Annotated in this window: 17 protein-coding genes; 9 read left to right on the top strand and 8 right to left on the bottom strand. The window is 65.3% G+C overall.

Annotated features, from left to right (window positions below; translation table 11 throughout):
* Positions 1–74 precede the first annotated feature (74 nt).
* The 6 genes from ROP_RS12365 to ROP_RS12390 are packed head-to-tail and all read left to right on the top strand — an operon-like array spanning position 75 to position 6808.
* Positions 75–824: an enoyl-CoA hydratase/isomerase family protein gene (locus tag ROP_RS12365; protein WP_231868894.1), complete on the top strand. Its 750-nt coding sequence runs from the start codon at positions 75–77 to the stop codon at positions 822–824.
* The gene (locus ROP_RS12370; protein ID WP_231868895.1) at positions 809–2458 is read left to right on the top strand and encodes a class I adenylate-forming enzyme family protein; all 1650 of its coding nucleotides are present in this window, start codon (positions 809–811) and stop codon (positions 2456–2458) included. Before ROP_RS12365 ends, ROP_RS12370 begins: the two co-directional genes overlap by 16 nt.
* Before the next feature lie 6 nt (positions 2459–2464).
* Positions 2465–3610 carry a hypothetical protein gene (locus ROP_RS12375; protein WP_012689694.1) on the top strand — a complete coding sequence of 382 codons (1146 nt, stop codon included), beginning with the start codon at positions 2465–2467 and terminating at the stop codon, positions 3608–3610.
* The gene (locus tag ROP_RS12380; protein ID WP_231868896.1) at positions 3603–4649 is read left to right on the top strand and encodes a phosphotransferase family protein; all 1047 of its coding nucleotides are present in this window, start codon (positions 3603–3605) and stop codon (positions 4647–4649) included. The genes ROP_RS12375 and ROP_RS12380 overlap by 8 nt, the downstream gene beginning before the upstream one ends.
* Positions 4650–4652: 3 nt before the next feature.
* Positions 4653–5114 (top strand): hypothetical protein, encoded by a 462-nt coding sequence (locus ROP_RS12385; protein WP_012689696.1) that lies wholly within the window; start codon positions 4653–4655, stop codon positions 5112–5114.
* Complete coding sequence (locus tag ROP_RS12390) at positions 5114–6808, top strand: AMP-dependent synthetase/ligase (protein WP_012689697.1); 1695 nt, start codon at positions 5114–5116, stop codon at positions 6806–6808. Before ROP_RS12385 ends, ROP_RS12390 begins: the two co-directional genes overlap by 1 nt.
* 171 nt (positions 6809–6979) lie before the next feature.
* Here ROP_RS12390 and ROP_RS12395 read toward each other — a convergent pair whose 3' ends face one another.
* The 3 genes from ROP_RS12395 to ROP_RS12405 are packed head-to-tail and all read right to left on the bottom strand — an operon-like array spanning position 6980 to position 9425.
* Entirely contained in the window at positions 6980–7372 is a 393-nt protein-coding gene (locus tag ROP_RS12395) for a nuclear transport factor 2 family protein (protein WP_012689698.1), read from the bottom strand.
* Positions 7369–8805, bottom strand: a complete 1437-nt coding sequence (locus tag ROP_RS12400; RefSeq protein ID WP_012689699.1) for an FAD-dependent oxidoreductase — start codon at positions 8803–8805, stop codon at positions 7369–7371. The genes ROP_RS12395 and ROP_RS12400 overlap by 4 nt, the downstream gene beginning before the upstream one ends.
* Positions 8802–9425 carry a histidine phosphatase family protein gene (locus ROP_RS12405; protein WP_012689700.1) on the bottom strand — a complete coding sequence of 208 codons (624 nt, stop codon included), beginning with the start codon at positions 9423–9425 and terminating at the stop codon, positions 8802–8804. The genes ROP_RS12400 and ROP_RS12405 overlap by 4 nt, the downstream gene beginning before the upstream one ends.
* A gap of 233 nt (positions 9426–9658) precedes the next feature.
* On the opposite strand from ROP_RS12405, the gene ROP_RS12410 reads away from it, so the two are divergent.
* Together ROP_RS12410 and ROP_RS12415 are read left to right on the top strand one after the other, a co-directional pair.
* Complete coding sequence (locus tag ROP_RS12410) at positions 9659–11401, top strand: PEP-utilizing enzyme (RefSeq protein ID WP_012689701.1); 1743 nt, start codon at positions 9659–9661, stop codon at positions 11399–11401.
* Between the two features lie 414 nt (positions 11402–11815).
* Positions 11816–12265 (top strand): nuclear transport factor 2 family protein, encoded by a 450-nt coding sequence (locus tag ROP_RS12415; protein WP_012689702.1) that lies wholly within the window; start codon positions 11816–11818, stop codon positions 12263–12265.
* A 70-nt stretch (positions 12266–12335) separates the two neighbouring features.
* Here ROP_RS12415 and ROP_RS12420 read toward each other — a convergent pair whose 3' ends face one another.
* The 5 genes from ROP_RS12420 to ROP_RS12440 are packed head-to-tail and all read right to left on the bottom strand — an operon-like array spanning position 12336 to position 17713.
* On the bottom strand, positions 12336–13421 hold the full coding sequence (locus tag ROP_RS12420) for an ABC transporter ATP-binding protein (protein ID WP_012689703.1): 1086 nt from the start codon (positions 13419–13421) through the stop codon (positions 12336–12338).
* A gap of 51 nt (positions 13422–13472) precedes the next feature.
* The gene (locus ROP_RS12425) at positions 13473–14351 is read right to left on the bottom strand and encodes a carbohydrate ABC transporter permease (RefSeq protein ID WP_043824658.1); all 879 of its coding nucleotides are present in this window, start codon (positions 14349–14351) and stop codon (positions 13473–13475) included.
* Positions 14351–15316: a carbohydrate ABC transporter permease gene (locus tag ROP_RS12430; RefSeq protein WP_012689705.1), complete on the bottom strand. Its 966-nt coding sequence runs from the start codon at positions 15314–15316 to the stop codon at positions 14351–14353. Before ROP_RS12430 ends, ROP_RS12425 begins: the two co-directional genes overlap by 1 nt.
* Positions 15313–16638, bottom strand: a complete 1326-nt coding sequence (locus ROP_RS12435) for an ABC transporter substrate-binding protein (protein WP_043824660.1) — start codon at positions 16636–16638, stop codon at positions 15313–15315. The genes ROP_RS12430 and ROP_RS12435 overlap by 4 nt, the downstream gene beginning before the upstream one ends.
* A gap of 52 nt (positions 16639–16690) precedes the next feature.
* The gene (locus ROP_RS12440; protein WP_043824662.1) at positions 16691–17713 is read right to left on the bottom strand and encodes a sugar-binding transcriptional regulator; all 1023 of its coding nucleotides are present in this window, start codon (positions 17711–17713) and stop codon (positions 16691–16693) included.
* 150 nt (positions 17714–17863) lie between these two features.
* Between ROP_RS12440 and ROP_RS12445 the strand changes: the two genes are divergently transcribed.
* The gene (locus ROP_RS12445) at positions 17864–18868 is read left to right on the top strand and encodes an NAD(P)-dependent alcohol dehydrogenase (RefSeq protein WP_043824664.1); all 1005 of its coding nucleotides are present in this window, start codon (positions 17864–17866) and stop codon (positions 18866–18868) included.
* Position 18869: the final 1 nt, after the last annotated feature.

An 18869-nucleotide genomic window follows, 5' to 3' on the forward strand; every position in this document is an offset into this window, starting at 1 on the left:
TGACCGAATCTTCGTCGAGTCGAAAGGCCGAAATGACGGACTACAAAACTGTGAAACTGTCGAGAGACGGTCACGTGGGCGAACTTCAGCTGTGCCGCCCCGACGTACTCAATCGCTTCGACGGCGCCCTGCTCGACGAACTGGGCGAGGCACTGAGCGAACTCGGCCGGGATCGCGACGTTCGCGCCGTAGTACTCACGTCGACCGGACGACACTTCTCCGCCGGGGGCGACACCGAGGCGATGCTCGCCGCCAACGACGATCTGCGGGTTCTGATGGAGCAGGTCGACGACGGACGTCGGCTGTTCCGGACATTCGCCGACTTCCCGAAGCCCCTTGTCGTTGCTCTGCACGGACACGTGTTCGGTGTGGCGACCAGCCTGGTCCTGACCGCCGACGCCATCGTGTCCACCCCGTCGGTTCAGCTGTCGGATCCCCACGTCCACCTCGGGCTCGTACCTGGGGACGGGGGCTGCGTGACGTGGCCGGCCAACCTGCCCATGGTCCGCGCGAAGCGGCACCTGCTCTGGGGCGAACCGCTCCTCGCCGAGGACGCGTACAAGCTGGGCATGGTCACCGAACTCGTCGACGATCCCGAGGAGGTGGCCCCGCTGGCTCGAGCGCTCGCCGCGAAGGTCGCCGCTCTACCCCCGGCTGCGGTTCAACTCACGAAGCGGGCTCTCAACAAGGGTATGCACGCGCGCATCGACGAGGTCTTCGACACCGCCTTCTACCTCGAAGCCATCAGCGCGTCCACCGAGGATCTGCGTGAAGCAGTGAGCGCCTTCAAGGAAAAGAGGCCAGGATCATGGCAGGGACGATGACGGGAATCGACAGCACCGAGCGCACATCGCTCGAGCAGGTGTGGGGCACCGACGTGCGCCCCTCCGAGTATGCCGGCCACCCCGGACTGCTCTACGAGCCGCATCCGCGGTCGTTCGCGGAACTTCTACTCAGCACAGAGCGGTGGAACGACCGGACGTATCTGGTACAGGGCGAACGCCGCATCACCTTCGAACGATTCTCCCGATCGATACCACTGGCCTGTGAGTACTTCCACGACTGCGGCATCCATGAAGGCGATCGCGTCATGCTCCTCGCCTACAACAGCCCCGACTGGGTCCTCGCATTGTGGTCGCTGTGGATGATCGGCGCGGTCCCGGTGCTCGGCAACCGGTGGTGGAGCCCCCATGAGATCGAGAACGCCGTCGACGTGGCGACCCCGAGGTGTGTCGTCACCGACATCCCGCAGCTACCGGAAACGGTCACCGTCCCCACGGTATCCGTGAACGATCTCCGTCGATTCTTCGACACCGACCTTCCGGAACCGGCCGCCCGTCGGCAGGACGATGCGGCGCCGCAGGGAGACGAAGATGCAGCGGCACTCATCCTCTTCACGTCCGGCAGTTCGGGCATGCCCAAGGCCGTCGAACTGTCACTGCGTTCCGTCGTCGCCAACCAGCACAACCTGCTGCTGCGCTCCCGGCGCCTGCCCCAGCAGGTCCCCGCCGACGCCCCGCAGGCATCCACGCTCGTCTGCACTCCCCTATTCCATATCGGCGGGATATCCAACCTCGTCACACAGTTGGTCAACGGTGGAAAGATCGTCCTCAACGACGGCAAGTTCGACCCACAGCAGGTGCTCACGCTGATCGAACAGGAGCAGGTCCAGAGCTGGGGCGGTGTTCCGACCATGGCCAGCCGGGTCCTCGAGCACCCCGACTTCGACTCGTTCGATCTGTCGAGCTTGCGGTCCTGGCCGCTGGGCGGCGCCCCGGTCACCCCCGGACTCCTCGAGCGGATGCAGCGAAAGCTCCCCCAGCTTCGCGAGCGCGGACTCGGAAACACCTGGGGCATGACCGAATCGGGCGGATTCCTCACCGTCGCAGGCAATCGGGATCTCGAACGGTACCCCGGGACCGTCGGGCGCCCCTATTCCGTTGTGGAACTGCAGATTCTCGGTCCCGACGAGCGAGGAATCGGCGAAATTCTCGTCCGCTCGCCCACGGTGATGCTCGGTTACATCGGAATCGACGACGACACAGTCGATTCCGAGGGCTGGCTGCATACCGGCGACCTCGGGCACATCAACGAGCAGGGCTACCTCTTCCTCGACGGCCGCAGCAAGGACATCGTCATCCGTGGTGGCGAGAACATCGCCTGCGCCCACGTCGAGGCCGCACTGGCCGCCCATCCCGACGTCACCGAAGTCGCGGCGATCGGACTCCCGCACGCCGATCTCGGAGAAGAGCTGGCCGCCGTCGTCGTCTTCCGGGCGGGTATCACCCCACCCACCCCCGGCGAACTACGCGAATTCCTCACCGGCACGCTGGCGTACTTCGCGATTCCGACGCGCTGGCAGTTCCGAGACGTCTCCCTTCCCACGCTGGCCGGCGAGAAAGTCGACAAGAAGACCCTCGTCGCCCAGTTCCCGACCGACAACGACGAGCGAGGCTGAATCACCGTGGTCCGTCTGACACCGCCCGACGAATACTTCAACCATCAGGTCTCCTACCCCCATGCGATGGTGGGCTCCAGCGACCCGAGCTGGCGCGAACGGTACTGGATCAGCATCCAGGACGTCGAGAACAAGGACGTCGTTCTCAGCATCGGAATCGGGCAGTACCCGAACCAGGACGTCCAAGAGGCATTCGTGGCTCTGTCCTGCGAGGGCAAGCAGCACAATCTCCGGCTGTCGAGGGCGCTTGCCCCCGACAGTCACATCATGAAGGTGGGCCCGCTGACCATCGAGGTGGTCGAGCCGCTCGAGGAGTTGCGACTCACGCTGGAGCCGAATCCGTCCGGCATCGAGTTCGACATCACGTGGTCCGGACGTATGGAGCCAACCCTCGAAGGCCGGCATTTTCAGGTCAGCCGGTCGAAGGTCACATACGACGCCGTCCGCTACGTGCAGGTGGGCCGCGCCGCCGGCACCCTGACCGCACCGAACTACGCGGCTACCCTGACACCGGAAACGTGGTGGGGTGAGCGCGATCATTCGTGGGGAACTCGGCCGCTTCCCCGGGCGCAGGGTGCGCCTCCCGGGGAACGCCCCGAGTGGAAGATGCTGATGTTCTGTCCACTCCAGCTACCCGACTTCGGTCTCCACTTCTACTACTACGAGGCGGAACCGGGACGGCCCGTGCATCTTTCGGCTGCATTCTCCAAGCCGATCGGCGCTCCGGAAGGCGAGTCGGAGGATCTCATCGTCGGCGTCGACCACGATCTGCACTGGGTGGAGGGGGCACCGGCTGCCACGCTCGCCGGCGGTCGCATCACCCTCACACTGGACAGCGGTGAGAAGCTCGACTTCGATCTGACGGCACATCCCGGCCGGGCACATCTCCGCGGCGGCGGCTACGAAGGCTGGAACGGCTGGTACCAGGGCCACTGGAAGGGTGAGAACAGCCTCGAACACGACGTCTGGGACCTGAACGACAGAGACAATTTCTACCGCTACGCGAAGGCGGGCAGCGACCATCTCGTGGAGGTCCGGCACAACGGCCAGGTCGGATACGGAGTCATGGAGTACATGGTGCTCCCCGGCTATGGGCGCTATCCGGAGGCCATCCCCCCGAAGCCCGCGAAGGCGAAGGCACGCGATGAGTAGCGCCGTGTCCAGCCGGGAGCTGACGACGGCCGAGCTGACCGACGCATTGCGCGCGTTCCTCGGCCGGAATCTTCCTCTCGATGCGGAACCCGAGATCGAAGCACTGTACCGGGCCGGGACCGGCAGCTCACGCGAAAACTGGCCCTTCGATGCGACGTGGCTCGAATCCGGTGAACGATCGACGCACCGGCTCCTGATGCGGCGAGATCCGCAAAGCGCGGTGGTCGACACAGCCAGAAGCGCGGAGTTCCACCTTCTCCTGGCACTCGAAGCGACACCGATTCCCGCACCGCGGGTTCGCTGGCTCGACGACGAGGGCACCGACCTGGCGCGACCGACCATGATCGGCGACCGCTATGACGGCACCGCACACCGCGCAGTCCTGCGCGACAAGAATCCCCTGCGACTGTCGTCCGAGCAGCGGCTCGCGCTCGCCCACGACATGTGCGACGTGCTGGGGCGACTCCACTCGGTGGACATCGACGCGCTGGGGTTGCGGGACATCCTGCCGGTACCGGATTGCTCGCCGGGGGAGCACGAACTCGAACGATGGATCGGTGAACTCACCGGCAACGAACTCGAACCACAGCCGGGTCTGCACCTGTGCGCCGAATGGCTGAGGGACAACCTTCCCGCGTCACCCGACCGACTCGTCCTCGTCCACGGCGACTTCCGTCCGGCCAACGTGCTGGTAGACGACGGGAAATTCGGAGTGCTCCTCGACTGGGAGCTCGCCCGACTCGGGGATCCGTTGGACGATCTCGGGTGGTACACAACCCCGCTGTACCGAGGCGAGCACTTCGTTCCCGGGCAGTGGGCGCAGGAGGACTTCCTCGCGCGATACACCGCTGCCACCGGCATCGAGGTCGCGCCGAAGGCACTGGTCTTCTGGCAGGTCCTGTCAACGTTCCGGCTCGCGGTCATCGCGCTCAACGGGGTTCGCAATTTCTGCGACCTGGGATCGGACCGACCAGCGGCGCCCGTCGATTCACTGATCGCGAAGGTCGTCGATCAGGTACTCGCTGCGGAGAAAGGCTGAACGATGCGCCCCACCCCACAGGAGATCATCTCCGGAATCTCGCGGATCTTGAAAGACACCATCGAACCGCAACTGGCGGACGAGCACGCACTCAATCGGCTTCGAGAAATCAGATCTGTTCTTGCGCAGGTTGATTGGAACGATGCGGCGATCAAGCTGGGACGTGACACCGACGCAGTGGACGCGTTGCTCCAGGACTGGAGCGCGTGGTCCGATGCCGACGAGACCCGCTCGGCTGCCTTCGCCGCGCAGCGGACACAGATCGCCGAGCTCCTCGCGTCGTCGTATGAATCGTTGCGCCACGAGCCCTTCGCCGAACTCGAGGCGCGGCACGCACAGTACGAACGAGTGGTCGTCGACGTGTCGAGTGCCACGTCCCAATGGTCCCGCGACGGCAACCACGGGGACGCAGCCGCACCTATCCTGCAGCGCCTGCGCGAGCACTACTCCAGTCAGCGCGGCTGATGTCGCCGGTCGATGTCAGTCAGCGCGAGCACGCGGTGCAGGACGCCGCCACTCTCACCGAAGTGTTCCGCCACACTGTGGAGACGTGCTCGCAAGACGTCGCGTTGAAGTGCGCCGCCAGCGGGCGGTCTGTGACGTGGGCGGAGTACGGGCACGAGGCCGCCGCCCTCGCCGATGGATTCACGTCGATGGGTATCTGCGCCGGCGATCACGTCGTCCTGATGCTGAGCAACCGGGCCGAGTTCTACCTGGTAGACACCGCACTGATGCTGATACGGGGCATCCCGGTGTCGGTGTACAACTCCCCCTCGATCGAGCGGCTCAGCTACATCTTCACGCACTGCGGTCCGGTAGCGGTCATCGTCGAGGACGATGTACAGCTCGAACGTGCTCGGGCGGCCGCAGCGGAGAGTGGTCACCACCCGCGTCTGGTCGCGATCGAGGAGGTAACGCCCCGCGACGACCTCGTCATGCTCGCCGACCTGGCGGCGACGTCGCCCACCGACCTCGCCGAATTGGCCGGTCACGCTCGAGCCGGCGACACCGCCACGATGCTCTATACCTCCGGTACGACCGGCGACCCGAAGGGCGTACCGTTGACCCACCGGAATCTGCTGTTCGCCGCCCGGACGTTGACGAAGCGGATGGGCATCAGTCTGCGCGGCCGTCGCCAGCTCTCGTACCTGCCGATGGCTCATATCGGAGAGCGACTGGCGACCCACTACGTGCATATGTTCGAGGGCAGTGAGGTGACGTGCTGCGCGAACCTCGAATCCTTCCCCGAGGTGCTGGCTCGGACGGAGCCCCACATGCTGTTCGGCGCACCGCGGATGTGGGAGAAGCTCTACACCCGGGTTCAGGACCTCGTTGCCGCTGCGCCCGACGTACCCTTGCACTGTCACCTCGAGACGATCGGCCTCGGACACATCGATATCGCGATCGTGGGCTCGGCGCCACTTCCCCGACACATCCAGGAGTTCTGGCGCTCCGCAGCGATTCCCCTGGCCGATTGCTACGGCCAGAGCGAAACATGCGGCGTCGGAACCTGGGATCCGCAAGACCTCGTTCTCGGAACCTGCGGCAAGCCATTCGACGGCGTGGAGGTCGCGATCTCCGATCTCGGCGAGATCCTGGTTCGCAGTGAGGCCGTGTTCGCCGGCTACTACCGCGATCCAGCACGCACCCGGATGGTCCTCGACTTCGACGGCTGGTTTCACTCGAGCGACCTGGGATCTCTCGACCCGAACGGCAATCTCACGGTGCGAGGCCGCGTGGACGACCTCCTGGTGCCGACCTCCGGGCACAATGTCAGTCCCGCTCCGATCGAGGCCCGGTTGCTGCAGATCCCACTGGTGAGCCACGCGGTGCTCTGCGGCAGCGGCAAACCCTTCATCACGGCCCTGCTCGTCCTCGATTCGGAGGCGGTCGCCAAGTGGGCAGCCGACCGTGGGTGGGCGGAACGCTCTCCGGAGACCCTGACGACGGATTCGGCATTGCGACCGGCAATCAGCTGTCATATCGACAACATCAACACCGGTCTGCCCGGGGCGGAGCGGATCAAGTCCTTCGCGTTACTTCCCGGCGGAGAGACCGACTGGACGCCGGATACTGTTCTGATGACCGCAACCGGAAAAATCCGTCGCGCCCAAGTCCTTCAGCGGTATGCCGAGATCATCGAATCGATGTATCCATAACGGAATTGCGCAGCTTCTCCCCTACGACGTTCCGCACGTAGGGGAGAAGCTATGCGCCACCCGGCCAATGGTCGAAACCGGGCCCCACCCAGAGGGCGGGTATCGTGGAGGATCGCCCCACGACTCTCTGGAGCGGCGCCGACGGCTCCCGCACGCCGGCGCCACTATCTTCTAGCCGACGGGTTCAGCCGCTGCTTCGCGGCGTGCCCGCCACACCGCCATGTCGCAGTAGTCGCGGACCACCGCGATGGAACCGTCCGCGTCCAGTTCGACGACACCTACGCACTCGATGGGTACCTCACGTCCCGAAAACCAGAACCGGTCCACTCGCTCGAGCCACACGCGGCGACTATCGACGGTGGCGGTCACGATGTCCCAGTGCACCTTGTCGGAGGCACCGAGGATCTTCGCGAAAGTATCCGCGATGGCCGCACGACCGCGCGCGGGTTCCTGGGGAACCGCGAAATGGTATTCGCCGTCGGGTGTGAAGCACTCGGCGACAGCGGTGGCATCTCGCTGGTGCACTGCGTCGAGGAAGGCCTGCACCCCAATCGGCAGCATCATGATGCTGCTCCCGATCGGGCCGCGTGCGCGGCTTCTTCGCCCGCGATTCGACCGAATCCGCACGCGTTCGCCAGCGAATTACCGCTGCCCATATACGTTTCGCCGAGAATTCCGCCCGTGCATTCACCGGCGGCGAACAGCCCGTCGATGGCCGCACCATCGTGCCGCAGCACCCGGGCCTTCTCGTCGATCCGGAGGCCGCACGAGGTCATGTTGACGGTGGCCGGACGCACCTCGACGGCGTAGAAGGGCGCTGTGCTCAGTGGCAGCAGGAACTTTCCCGCCTTGCCGAAGTCCGTGTCCTCGCCGTTCGCGGCAAGCGTGTTGTACCGGTGCACTTCACCTTCGAGCGTTTCGGCGGGCACCCCGATTGCCTCCGCGAGCGCGGGCAGATCGCGAGCCGACTTCGCCCTACCTGTCGCGACGTTCTCGTCGACGAGATCTGCCGTGTAGTTCTTCGGGCGAAAGGGCGGATGGTTCGGCCACACCTGCTTGTAGCAATCCCGGTAACGGTCCGCCGACTCCGCCGGCGGGCGCAGGGCTGCGTCGTCGAAGACGACGAACGCGCGGTTGCCCCTCGCACGCACCAAAGTGTCGAGAATTCCGTACGGCGCGGTCTCGTCACAGAACCGGCGGCCAGACGAATCCAGAAGGATCGTCCACCCGGGCAGGAAGGCCTCGTTGAGCTTGGCGAAGTGGGGGTCGAGTGTGCGGAGCCCGCGGTCGAAGCCGGTGAGCTGCGCGCCGAGTTGTTCGGCGAAGCCGATCGCATCACCACGCGATCCGTCGGCACCGATGTACCACGTCCAGTCCGCCGTCCAGGAGGACGGAAAGTATTTCTGGAGCAATTCCGGGTTGGCACCGAAGCCGCCCGTCGCGATGACGACTGCGTCCGCGGTGATCGTCTCGCCTTCGGCGATCACTCCGGTTACCTTGTCGCCGTCCGTGAGCAGTTGGTCGACCCGGTGCCCCAACGCGATATCGACTCCCGCGCTCCGGCATGCCGCCGATAGTGCATTGACGAGGGATTGCCCTCCTCCGTCGACGCAGTGCGAACGCGGCTTGCGTTCGTCGCCGCCGAAGATCAGCCGATCGAAGAACTTTACTCCCCTGTCGGCCAACCAGTCGATCGTCTCGCCGCTCCGCGCGGTCAGCCGCTTGACCGGGCCCGCTGCCACATCCCAGTGGTTGAGGGACATGTACTCCTTGAACAGATCCGACGGGTCGTCGTCGATGCCCGCCTTCTGTTGGAGTCGACTGCCGCTTCCCATGACGACACCGCCGGCCAGTCGCGACGAGCCGCCGACGACCGATGTCGCCTCGCTGATCAGCACCCGTGTGCAACCCTGCTCCACCGCGGAAAGCGCTGCGGCGAGACCCGCCGCGCCGGCGCCGATGACGACGACGTCGAAATCCGATTCGGACACTGTCATGCTCCTTGCGCTCGAACTGCACGTATACCGAGGTCGAAACCCCGCAGGTGCGGGGTTTCGTTCAAACTGACGAGAGTGCGACGAGTACGGCCGGCGCGAATGCGGGCGAAGCCGGTATAACCCGGTTCGTGGATCGTCAGTTTGCTTGCACCGATCAGCCCACCGACGAAGGCGTTTGCGACGCCGCCGTGCGACACGACAAGGACCCGTCCGCCGGCGTGGGCATCGATGATCCGATCGAATTCCGCGGTGACCCGTCTTCTGAAGGTGGGTACGTCGGTTCCCCAGGCGCTCAGATCGTCGCGGAGAAACGCCTCGTAGCGGGGATCATTGTTGATCCGAAGATCCTCGAAATGCAGATATTCGGTGGCGTCGCGGTCGAACTCTGCCAGATCCGACCTGACAATGGGCCTCAGGCCCAACGCCGTTCCGATGACGGCCGCTGTGTCGGCCGCACGGATGAGCGGGGAGGTATAGATCGCGGCGAACTCCTCGGCGGCCAGGTAGTCCGCGACTCGGGCGGCCTGTTCACGCCCTCGATCGCTCAGACGCGGGTTCGCCCGTGCCGGCCCCTCCGCCTCCCGATCTGGTTCAGCGTGGCGGACGAGTACCAGCTCCACCGCATTCTCCTTCTCGACGTTGATTCAGGCGCGTCGGCGACCGTCGCCCAGACACACCGGCATACCATCTATTACTCGATGTTCTAATAGTAGAGTAAATCATTGGCCACGCACGAAGTCCACCTTCCCAACGGTTGTGTTCTCAATAGTCTATTGGCAGACTATCTCCTGTGACGTGGTCCACACCCATCAGGCGCATGTGGACGTCGCTTCCCTTACGCAATAGGAGCATCATGAGCACCCTCGACGAGCCTTGGTTGGCCGACACGCCTCCGAGCAAGCGATTCCCCATCTACACCAGGTCCAACATCTCCGAAGTATTCCCGGACGTCGTCACACCTCTGGCCGCCACCGGCGAGGTGTGGCGCGGCGCCGAACATGGATGGCGCAACGGGCTGATTCGCTTCGGAGCGTTCGACAAAGACGAGTTCGACAGCGAACACGACGAAATGATCGGCATCTTCGGTGGGTACGGCTACCTCAACGTTTCGGTTTCCCGGGTCATGGGCGTGCGCATGCCGGGCAGCAACCCCGACCTCGTCGACCAGTCCTACTTCGGCAGCCAGCCCGGCGTCCCGCCGTACGATGCGCGCCCGGAGGACGTCAATCCGGCGCTCACCGCACGGATGGGCGAGATCATCAACTGGGCGATGACCGCTGACGGGCTTCCCGAGCTCGAGGAATATCGCGCCCGAGCCGCTGAGCTGCGCCGCGATCGACCCGACCTCGGCGCCTTGACCAACGAGCAGCTCGCCGAGCGTGCCCTGGGCATCCAGGAATCCCTGTTCCTCCCCTGGGTGAGCGATCATTTCTTCCTCATCTACGTCGCGTCGATCCCGGTGGGCGGCCTCGCCGCGATGACCGCCGAACTGGGCGTCCCGGAACTACTGACACCCCTGATCAGCGGATTCGGAGACGTCGACTCGGCTGCGCCGTCGTTGGCGATGTGGGACCTCGGCAGAGTCGCGAGGTCCTCGGACGCCCTTCGAGCACTCTTCGACGAGGGCATCACAGGCCTGGACACCAGACTTCGCATGTCCACCGACACAGACGTCGCCGCCTTCGTCAAGCAGTTCGACGACTTCCTCTACGAGTTCGGGTCCCGTGGTGTCAACGAGTGGGAGATGAATACCCCCACGTGGCAGACCCACCCGGATATCGCCCTCGGTGCGATCGACCGTATGCGTATCGCCGACGAGAGCAAGGCACCACGCGCGAACCTCACACGCATGGCCGAAGACCGGATGAAAGCCATTGACACCGTGCGGAGCAAGATTGCAAGCGACGAGGCTGCGGCGGCGCAGTTCCAGGCCCTCCTGCATGCCGCCGAGGTCTTCCTTCCCGCGCGTGAACGGAGCAAGACCTCCCTCGTTCGCATGATCGGAGAGGTGAAGGTGCCCTTCCGCGAGCTCGGACTACGACTCGCCAAGGATGGATACCTCGACCGTCCGGAAGACTTCGCCCTCGTCACCCGGCAAGAATTCGAAGACTTCGTCAAGAACCCGGGTTCCTACACACAGACGATCCGAGACCGTCGAGCACGCATGGACGAGATGGCGGCGCTGGTTCCGCCGTTCATCGTCGTCGGGGAACCGCCCGCCACGAACACCTGGGAACGGCGCGATTCGCGCGAGCGAGCCGTCGCCACCGACGGCACCGTGCTGCAGGGCGTCTCCGCCTGCGCGGGCACAGCCACCGGGCCCGCCCGCGTGATCCATGATCCGAGCCAGGCCGACGAGCTGGAACCGGGCGAAATTCTCGTCGCCCCCGGCACCGACCCCTCGTGGACCCCGTTGTTCGTGTCATCGGCAGCCGTCGTCGTGGATGTCGGTGCGCCGATGAGCCACGCAGCCATCGTCAGCCGTGAGCTCGGAATCCCGTGCGTGGTGTCCTGCACGGACGCCACCCGGCGAATCATCAACGGCACGGTGATCACAGTCGACGGAGCGGCAGGAACCGTGACGATCGGACGCTGATCCGCCTCCGCAGAAGTGGTGGTCCGTGCTGCACGCATTGCCGGTGATGCACGGACCACTCCACTTCGGATCTCAGTACATTCCGAGGCAGACGGTCATGGTCCGGCGAGCCCAGTCACGGTTAGCGCACTCCTCGGAACAGTAGGTGTTGCCGATCCTCGCGGAACAGAACAAGTCGCGCCCACAGTAGCCGCAGAACAACCCGCGCACAGCGCGCCTCGCACGTACCGTGGACCGAATGTCCGCGACGAGGCGATGAACTCCGACACAAAGCGTGAGGCGCATCCCAACTCTCCCCGTGCGACGAACAACCGAACGTAACTCTGATAGTTCATCTTCCGATACTCGAATACAAGAGTACTTTGATGAACATTCGGTGCCCATTCCACCTGATCCAGAGAAGAGGACAGACTCGTGACCGAGGAATTGACGATGCTGGAGCGCCTCACCGCTATCGAGGACATCAAGCAACTGAAAGCCCGATACTTCAGGCTGCTGGATCAGCACAAGTGGGACGACTTCGCTGAACTGTTCAGCAGCACGCTGGTCGTCGAAATCACAGAGTCGACCAGTTGCCCCAAGGACCGCGACTCGTTCGTTGCATCGGTCCGAGCACATCTCGACAATGCGGTGACCGTCCACCAGGGCCACACACCAGAGATCACGATCATCGACGCCGATCGCGCCTCGGGGATCTGGGCGATGTTCGATCTCGTCGAACCACCATCAGGCAGCGACTTTCCGATGCTGACCGGGTACGGTCACTACCTCGAAGACTATGTCCGGGAAGACGGGGAGTGGCGGATTTCGCGTCTGGAACTCACCCGGATCAAACGCACTACTGCGTCACGGTCGTCCTCGTAGCGGCGCCGCGCGCCGGAAGCAACTTCAGCATGGGCGCGGACATGCTCTCGGAACCGCCCGCGCCCATCCCTCAGTCCCCGATCCGATCCCCCGTCTCCGGGTGGAACAGGTGCACCGCGCCGTCCCGCTTGCGCAGTGAGACGGTGTCGGCGAGTCGCGCCGGGGTGCGGGTCAGTGACCGGGCGACGAGTTGGGTGCCGTCCCCGGCTATGTGGGTGTGCACGTACGACTCGCTTCCCAGTTCCTCGACGAGGTCGACGATCACCTCGATGCCGCCCTCCCCCGTCGACAATTCCAGCTGCTCGGGACGCACGCCGACCGTCACCCTTTCCAGGCCGGCGGCGCTCAGCGCCGACAGCTGGTCGCGTTCCAACGGGAGCGTCGAGTTCCCGAGGCGCACGCCGTCGCTGACGATCGGCATGGTCAGCAGATTCATGGCGGGCGAGCCGATGAATCCGGCCACGAACGCGTTGGTCGGCTTGTCGTACAGCTCGGTCGGTGCCGAGAACTGTTGCAGTTTGCCGTTCTTCAGGACGGCCACCCGGTCGCCCATGGTCATGGCCTCGACCTGGTCGTGGGTGACGTAGACGGTGGTGGTGCCGAGGCGGCGCTGCAGTGCCGCGATCTGGGTACGGGTCTGGACGCGCAGCTTGGCGTCGAGGTTCGACAGGGGTTCGTCCATGCAGAAGACCTGCGGCTCACGCACGATCGCACGGCCCATCGCGACACGCTGGCGCTGACCGCCGGACAACTTGCCGGGCTTGCGGTCGAGGTACTCGGTGAGGTCGAGGAGTTTGGCCGCCTCGGCCACCTTCTTCTTGCGTTCCTCCACCCCGACCCCGCGCATCTTCAGCGCGAATCCCATGTTCTCGCCGACGGTCTTGTTGGGGTACAGGGCGTAGTTCTGGAACACCATCGCGATGTCGCGGTCCTTCGACGGCACTCCCACCATGTCCTTGCCGTTGATGGTGATGGTGCCCTCGTCGATGTCCTCGAGGCCGGCGAGCATCCGCAGCGCCGTGCTCTTGCCGGAACCGGACGGTCCGACGAGGACGATGAACTCGCCGTCTTCGATCTCGAGGTCGAGCGTATCGACCGCCAGCGTGTCGGCGTTCTCGTAGATGCAGGATGCGCCCTTGTACGCGATGTCAGCCATGATTGCTCCTCTGGTGGGTACCGAAGTCGGGGGAAGTGGTTGCCGGGGTGATCATTTGATCGCGCCGAAGGACAGGCCGCGAACCAGTTTGTTCTGCGCGACCCAGCCGGCCAGGATGACCGGGAGCGCCGCCAGCGTCGCGGCCGCCGACAGCCGGGCCCAGTACAGGCCCTCACCGGTGATGAACCCGACGAGGAACACCGGAATGGTCTGCGCCTGGACGGCGGTGAGGTTGACCGCGAAGAAGAATTCGTTCCACGAGAAGATCACGCAGATCAGCGCGGTGGCCGCGATACCGGGAGAGACGAGCGGAAGGATCACCTCGCGCACCGACGTCCACAGGCTCGCCCCGTCCATGCTCGCGGCCTCCAGGATCTCGCCCGGGACCTCGAGGAAGAACGAGCGCATCATCCACACCGCGATCGGCAGGTTCATCGCCGTGTACAGGATGATCAGCGCCCAGATGTTGTCGAGCAGGCCGATGTCGTTGACGATCACGTACAGCGGAATGATCGCGGCGACGATCGGGAGCATCTTGGTGCTGATGAAGAAGAACAGGGCGTCCTTCGTCTTGCGGACCGGCCGCAGTGACAGCGCGAATGCCGCCGGGACGCCGAGCACCAGTACGACGATCGTCGAGACGGCGGTCGCGAACGCCGAATTCAGCAGTGCCGTGCCGATGCCGCTGTCGAGGACCGCCTTGAACTGGTCCAGCGTGGGCGTGAAGAACAGCTTCGGCGGAGTCGTGTAAGCGTCACCCTCCTGCTTGAACGCGGTGAGCACCATCCACGCCACCGGGAAGAAGAACCCGAGGGCCACGATCCACGCGACCACACTCCACGGACTGAACTTGCGGTGCTTACGTGCCCGCTTCGTCTCCGGGGCGGCGGGAGCGGACTCCACCGGCGCCGCCGCAGTGTCGGTACTCATCACGCTGCCTCCTCGTTACCGGTAAAGCTCTTGAAGATCAGGCGCAACGCCAGGGTCGCGACGACGATCGTCGCGATCACGACGATGACGCCCATCGCTGCGGCCTGCCCGATGTCGAAACCGAGGAATGCGCGCTGGTAGATGTAGAAGGGCAGGTTGGCACTGGCGGTGCCCGGACCGCCCTGGGTCATCATGTAGATGGCGTCGAACGTGTTGATCAGGTAGATCGCGCCGAGCACCGCGCCGAGTTCGATGAACCGGCGCAGGTGCGGAAGCGTCAGTTCGCGGAACATCGCGAACGGTTTGGCCCCGTCCACCCGTGCCGCCTCGAGGATGTCGCGCGGCATGGACTGCAGTCCGGCCAGGATCAGCAGCATCATGAACGGCGTCCACTGCCAGACCAGGCTCACCATCACCGAGGCCAGCGGAAACTTGCTGACCCAGTCGACCTGCCCCACCCCGAACGGGGAGAGCACGAAGTTGACGATGCCGAACACCGGGTCGAACATCGTCGTCTTCCACAGCAGCGCACCGGCGACGGGGGTCACCAGGAACGGCGTGATGAGCAGGGTACGCACGATGCCGCGGCCGAGGAACGCGCGATCCAGCAGCAACGCGAGCAGCAGGCCCAGCACAACCGAGATCAGCACGGTCCCGACGATCAGGATCACCGTATTGACCGCGACCTCACGGAACTGGCTGTCCTGGAACACGTCCACGTAGTTCTGCAGTCCGACGAAGGACCGGGACCCCGGTCGCACCAGGTTCCAGGACTGCGTCGAGTAGTACAGCGTGAACAGGAACGGGATCTGGGTCACCACGATCATGAAGATCAGGGCGGGCAGCAGTGGTCCCCGGCGCCGCCATCCCTCGGCCCGGGAGACGCTGTCGTCCTTGGCCTCCCGCAGTTCCCGCACCCGGTCGGCGGTGCCGCCCGAGGTGGGTTTCTCGGCGATGGTTGTCATCGTTCCTCCCGATACGTCGCGCCGACCACCTCGGCGTACTGCTGTGCCTGGGCGAGCGCCTCGGGCACGGTCTGCTGGCCTGCGATCGCCGCGCTGATCTGCTGGCTGACGCGGGTCCCGAGATCCTGGAATTCGGGGATCGCCAGGAACTGCACGCCCGTGTACGGAACCGGCTGCACGGTCGGAGCTTCCGGGGTCGCGTTTTCGATCGCCTCGAGGGTCAGCGGTCCGTACGCCGCCGAGGCCTCCTTGTATTCGGGAATCTCGTAGGTCGAGAGCCTGCTGCCCGGAGGCACCCGCTCCCAGCCGAGATCTTCACCGACCGTGCGTATGTATTGCTTGTCGGTCATCCATGAAATGAACTTCCAGGCCGCATCGGGGTTCTCGCTGCTCTCAGGGATTCCGAGCGCCCAGCTGTACAGCCAGCCTGAGTTGTCCTTGACCTCGATCGGCGCGGGTGCGTACCCGATCTTGCCGACGACGGCGCTCGACGTCGGATCCTCGAGCGTGGAGACGGCGGAGGTCGAGTCGTACCACATCGCCACCTGCCCCTGCGCGAGTTGTGTGGCGCACTCGCCGAAGCCGCTCGTCGCGGCGCCGGGCTCGCCGTACTCGCGCACCAGGTCGACGTAGAACTGCACCGCCCGCTCCACCTCCGGGCTGGTCAGCTGCGCGTTCCAGTCCTCGTCGAACCAGCGGCCACCGAACGTGTTGATGACGGTGTCGAGGGGTGCGAGCAGTTCACCCCACCCCGGCTTGCCGCGCAGGCAGATTCCGGCCATGTCGTCGGAGTCGAGTTGCTTTGCCGCCGCGGCGACCTCGGTCCAGGTCGGCTTCTCCGACAGGGTGATACCGGCCTGCTCGAACAGGTCCTTGCGGTACATCAGGAACGAGGACTCGCCGTAGAACGGCACCGAGTACATGCTCCCGTCGTAGGACAGCGACTCGCGCAGGGTAGGGATGAAGTCGGCCTCGTCGTAGCCCTCCGTCGCCTGGGCGTACTCCGACAGATTCTTCAGCCAGCCGTACTGTGCCCACTGCGGGGTCTCGTAGTTGCTGATCATCACGACGTCGAACTCCCCGCCGCCGGTCGCGGTGGACGCCGTGATCTTCGCGCGCGCCTGGTTCTCCGACAGCGTGACGAACTTCAGGTCGATGTCGGGGTTCTCCTCCTCGAACTGCGAGGCGAGTTTCTGGGCATCCTGCATCTGCGAGTTGGAAACCATCGCGATGGTGATGGTCTGATCCGAGGCGCCCAGCGATCCGGCGCCCGCACATCCGCTGAGCGTGAGGCAGAGAGCCCCCGCCCCGGCTACCAGCATCGTCGCCGGTTTCCTGTGTTTCTTCACCGATCTTCACCTCTCTTGCGTGGTGCTACTGATCGAGCAGCCAACGCGCGCATTCGATGTCGCAGACCAGCATCTTGGCCAGTCCGCCGTGGAGGGCACCCAGTGCCGCTTGATGTTTGGCGACGCCACCCGTGACGAGGATCGATCCCCCGCACGCGCGGATGTCGTCGAGAGGAACGGACATCGCCCGTTCGTCCAGTGGGCCGGCGACCTCGGTTCCGTCGAGCCGGTAGAAGCGTCCACCGACCTCGCCGACCGCTCCGAGGTCGGTGAGCACCGACAGCATGTCCGTGTCGATGAAGCTGCCCTCGAACAGGGTGGTCGACGTGGAGACTGCGCCCGTGCCGAACATCATCATCTCCGCGGTCCGGCCGGCCTCGAGGGCCTTGGAGATGACGGAGTCGCCCCGCATGGATACCACGGTCGATGCGTCCGCGTACAGGGGAACAGGGAGCCGAACAGTGTTGGCCTGCAGTTGCTCTGCGCATCGTCCGAGAACGTATTCAGTTCCGGTCTGGTAGTTGATCGCACTCACCGAACCGTCGAGCTGGACGACGGACGCGCACGTGGCCGCCCCGGACGGCAGGCCCTGCGCGACGGCGACCGTCTCCGGACCCCACGTGAATCCGAGGGTGTCGCCTTCCCGGATCCGGCGCACCAGCAGGGATGCGGCGGCCCGCCCGACCCCGGCGAAGCTGTTGTGGTCGTCGATCGATCCGGTGGCGTCGACGGAATCGGCAACCACCACGGCCTCGACGAGTCCGTACTTCTCCTCGAGCGCGCGCTCCTCGTCCGAGCGCAGGGCATCGCGCAGATGCGCGGGAGCCTGCACCTCGATGCGCACCAGGCCCTGGGCGCGGGCTCGCGCCACCAGCCTTCCCGCCGTCGGTCGGGAGACCCCGAGGCGTGTCGCGACCTCGGCCTGCGTCATTCCGTCGAGGTAGTACAGCGTCGCAGCACGCAACGCCAGGCGCAGATCCTCCGTCGTGGACGGAGGCGGCGCCGCGATAGGAGACGGCGTCGGGGCTGTCGAGTTGGGGGACGTCACTGGTTCTCCTCGCCATGATCCCGAGCCCGTCGAGCGTGTCTCCGGAGCCTCGAGAAACCGTGAGCAAATGATCACTATGCGTTGATCTGCTCAATACGCTAGCATCGAAGTGTGACCCACACAACACTCCCTTCGGATACCCCCAGGACGATGCGTGTAAGCGTGCTCGTCGAGCCGGGCGTGATCGAGATCCGGGAACGCCCCGTGCCCACTCCCGCCCCCGGCGACGTCCTGATCCGCGTGGCCTCGGTGGGCGTCTGCGGATCGGACGCCCACTACTACCGCGAGGGCCGGATCGGCGAGTTCGTAGTCGATCAGCCGATCGTGCTGGGCCACGAGGCGTCGGGCACCGTCGTCGGCGTCGGCGCGGGGGTCGACGCGGACCGGATCGGGCAGCGCGTCTCCATCGAACCGCAGCGGCCCGACCCGGACACCGAGGAATCACGGCGCGGTCTCTACAACCTATGCCCGCACATGCAGTTCTATGCCACCCCGCCCATCGACGGAGCGCTGGCCGAGTACGTGACCATCGGCGCGGCATTCGCGCATCCGATTCCCGACGGGATGTCGGAGGACGCCGCCGCACTGTGCGAGCCGCTGTCCGTGGCGATCGCGACCACCCGCAAGGCCGGTGTGACGGCGGGTTCCCGCGTTCTGATCGCGGGCGCGGGACCGATCGGAATCGCGACCGTGCAGACCGCCCTCGCGTTCGGTGCCACCGAGGTCTTCGTCTCGGACCTCGACCCGCAGCGACGCGACGTCGCAACGAAATTCGGTGCCACCGCGGTGCTCGACCCGCGCGAGCAGGACGTCGCGGGTCTCCACGTGGACGCGTTCGTCGACGCGTCCGGCGCACCCGCCGCGGTACTGGCCGGGATCCAGGCCGTCCGGCCCGCGGGATCGGTGGTGCTGGTGGGCATGGGCGCCCCCGAGATGACACTGCCCGTCCAGACCATCCAGAACCGAGAGCTGGTGCTGACCGGCGTGTTCCGCTACGCCAACACCTGGCCGACGGCCATCGCCCTCGCACGGTCGGGTCGCGTCGACCTCGATTCGATGGTCACCGGAAGATTTCCGCTCGCCGAAGCGGAGCACGCACTGAACGCAGACCGGACGCCGGGCAGCCTCAAGGCCGTCGTGCGCGTCCAGGAATGAG

The organism is Rhodococcus opacus B4 (assembly GCF_000010805.1).
Taxonomy (GTDB): Bacteria; Actinomycetota; Actinomycetes; order Mycobacteriales; family Mycobacteriaceae; genus Rhodococcus_F; species Rhodococcus_F opacus_C.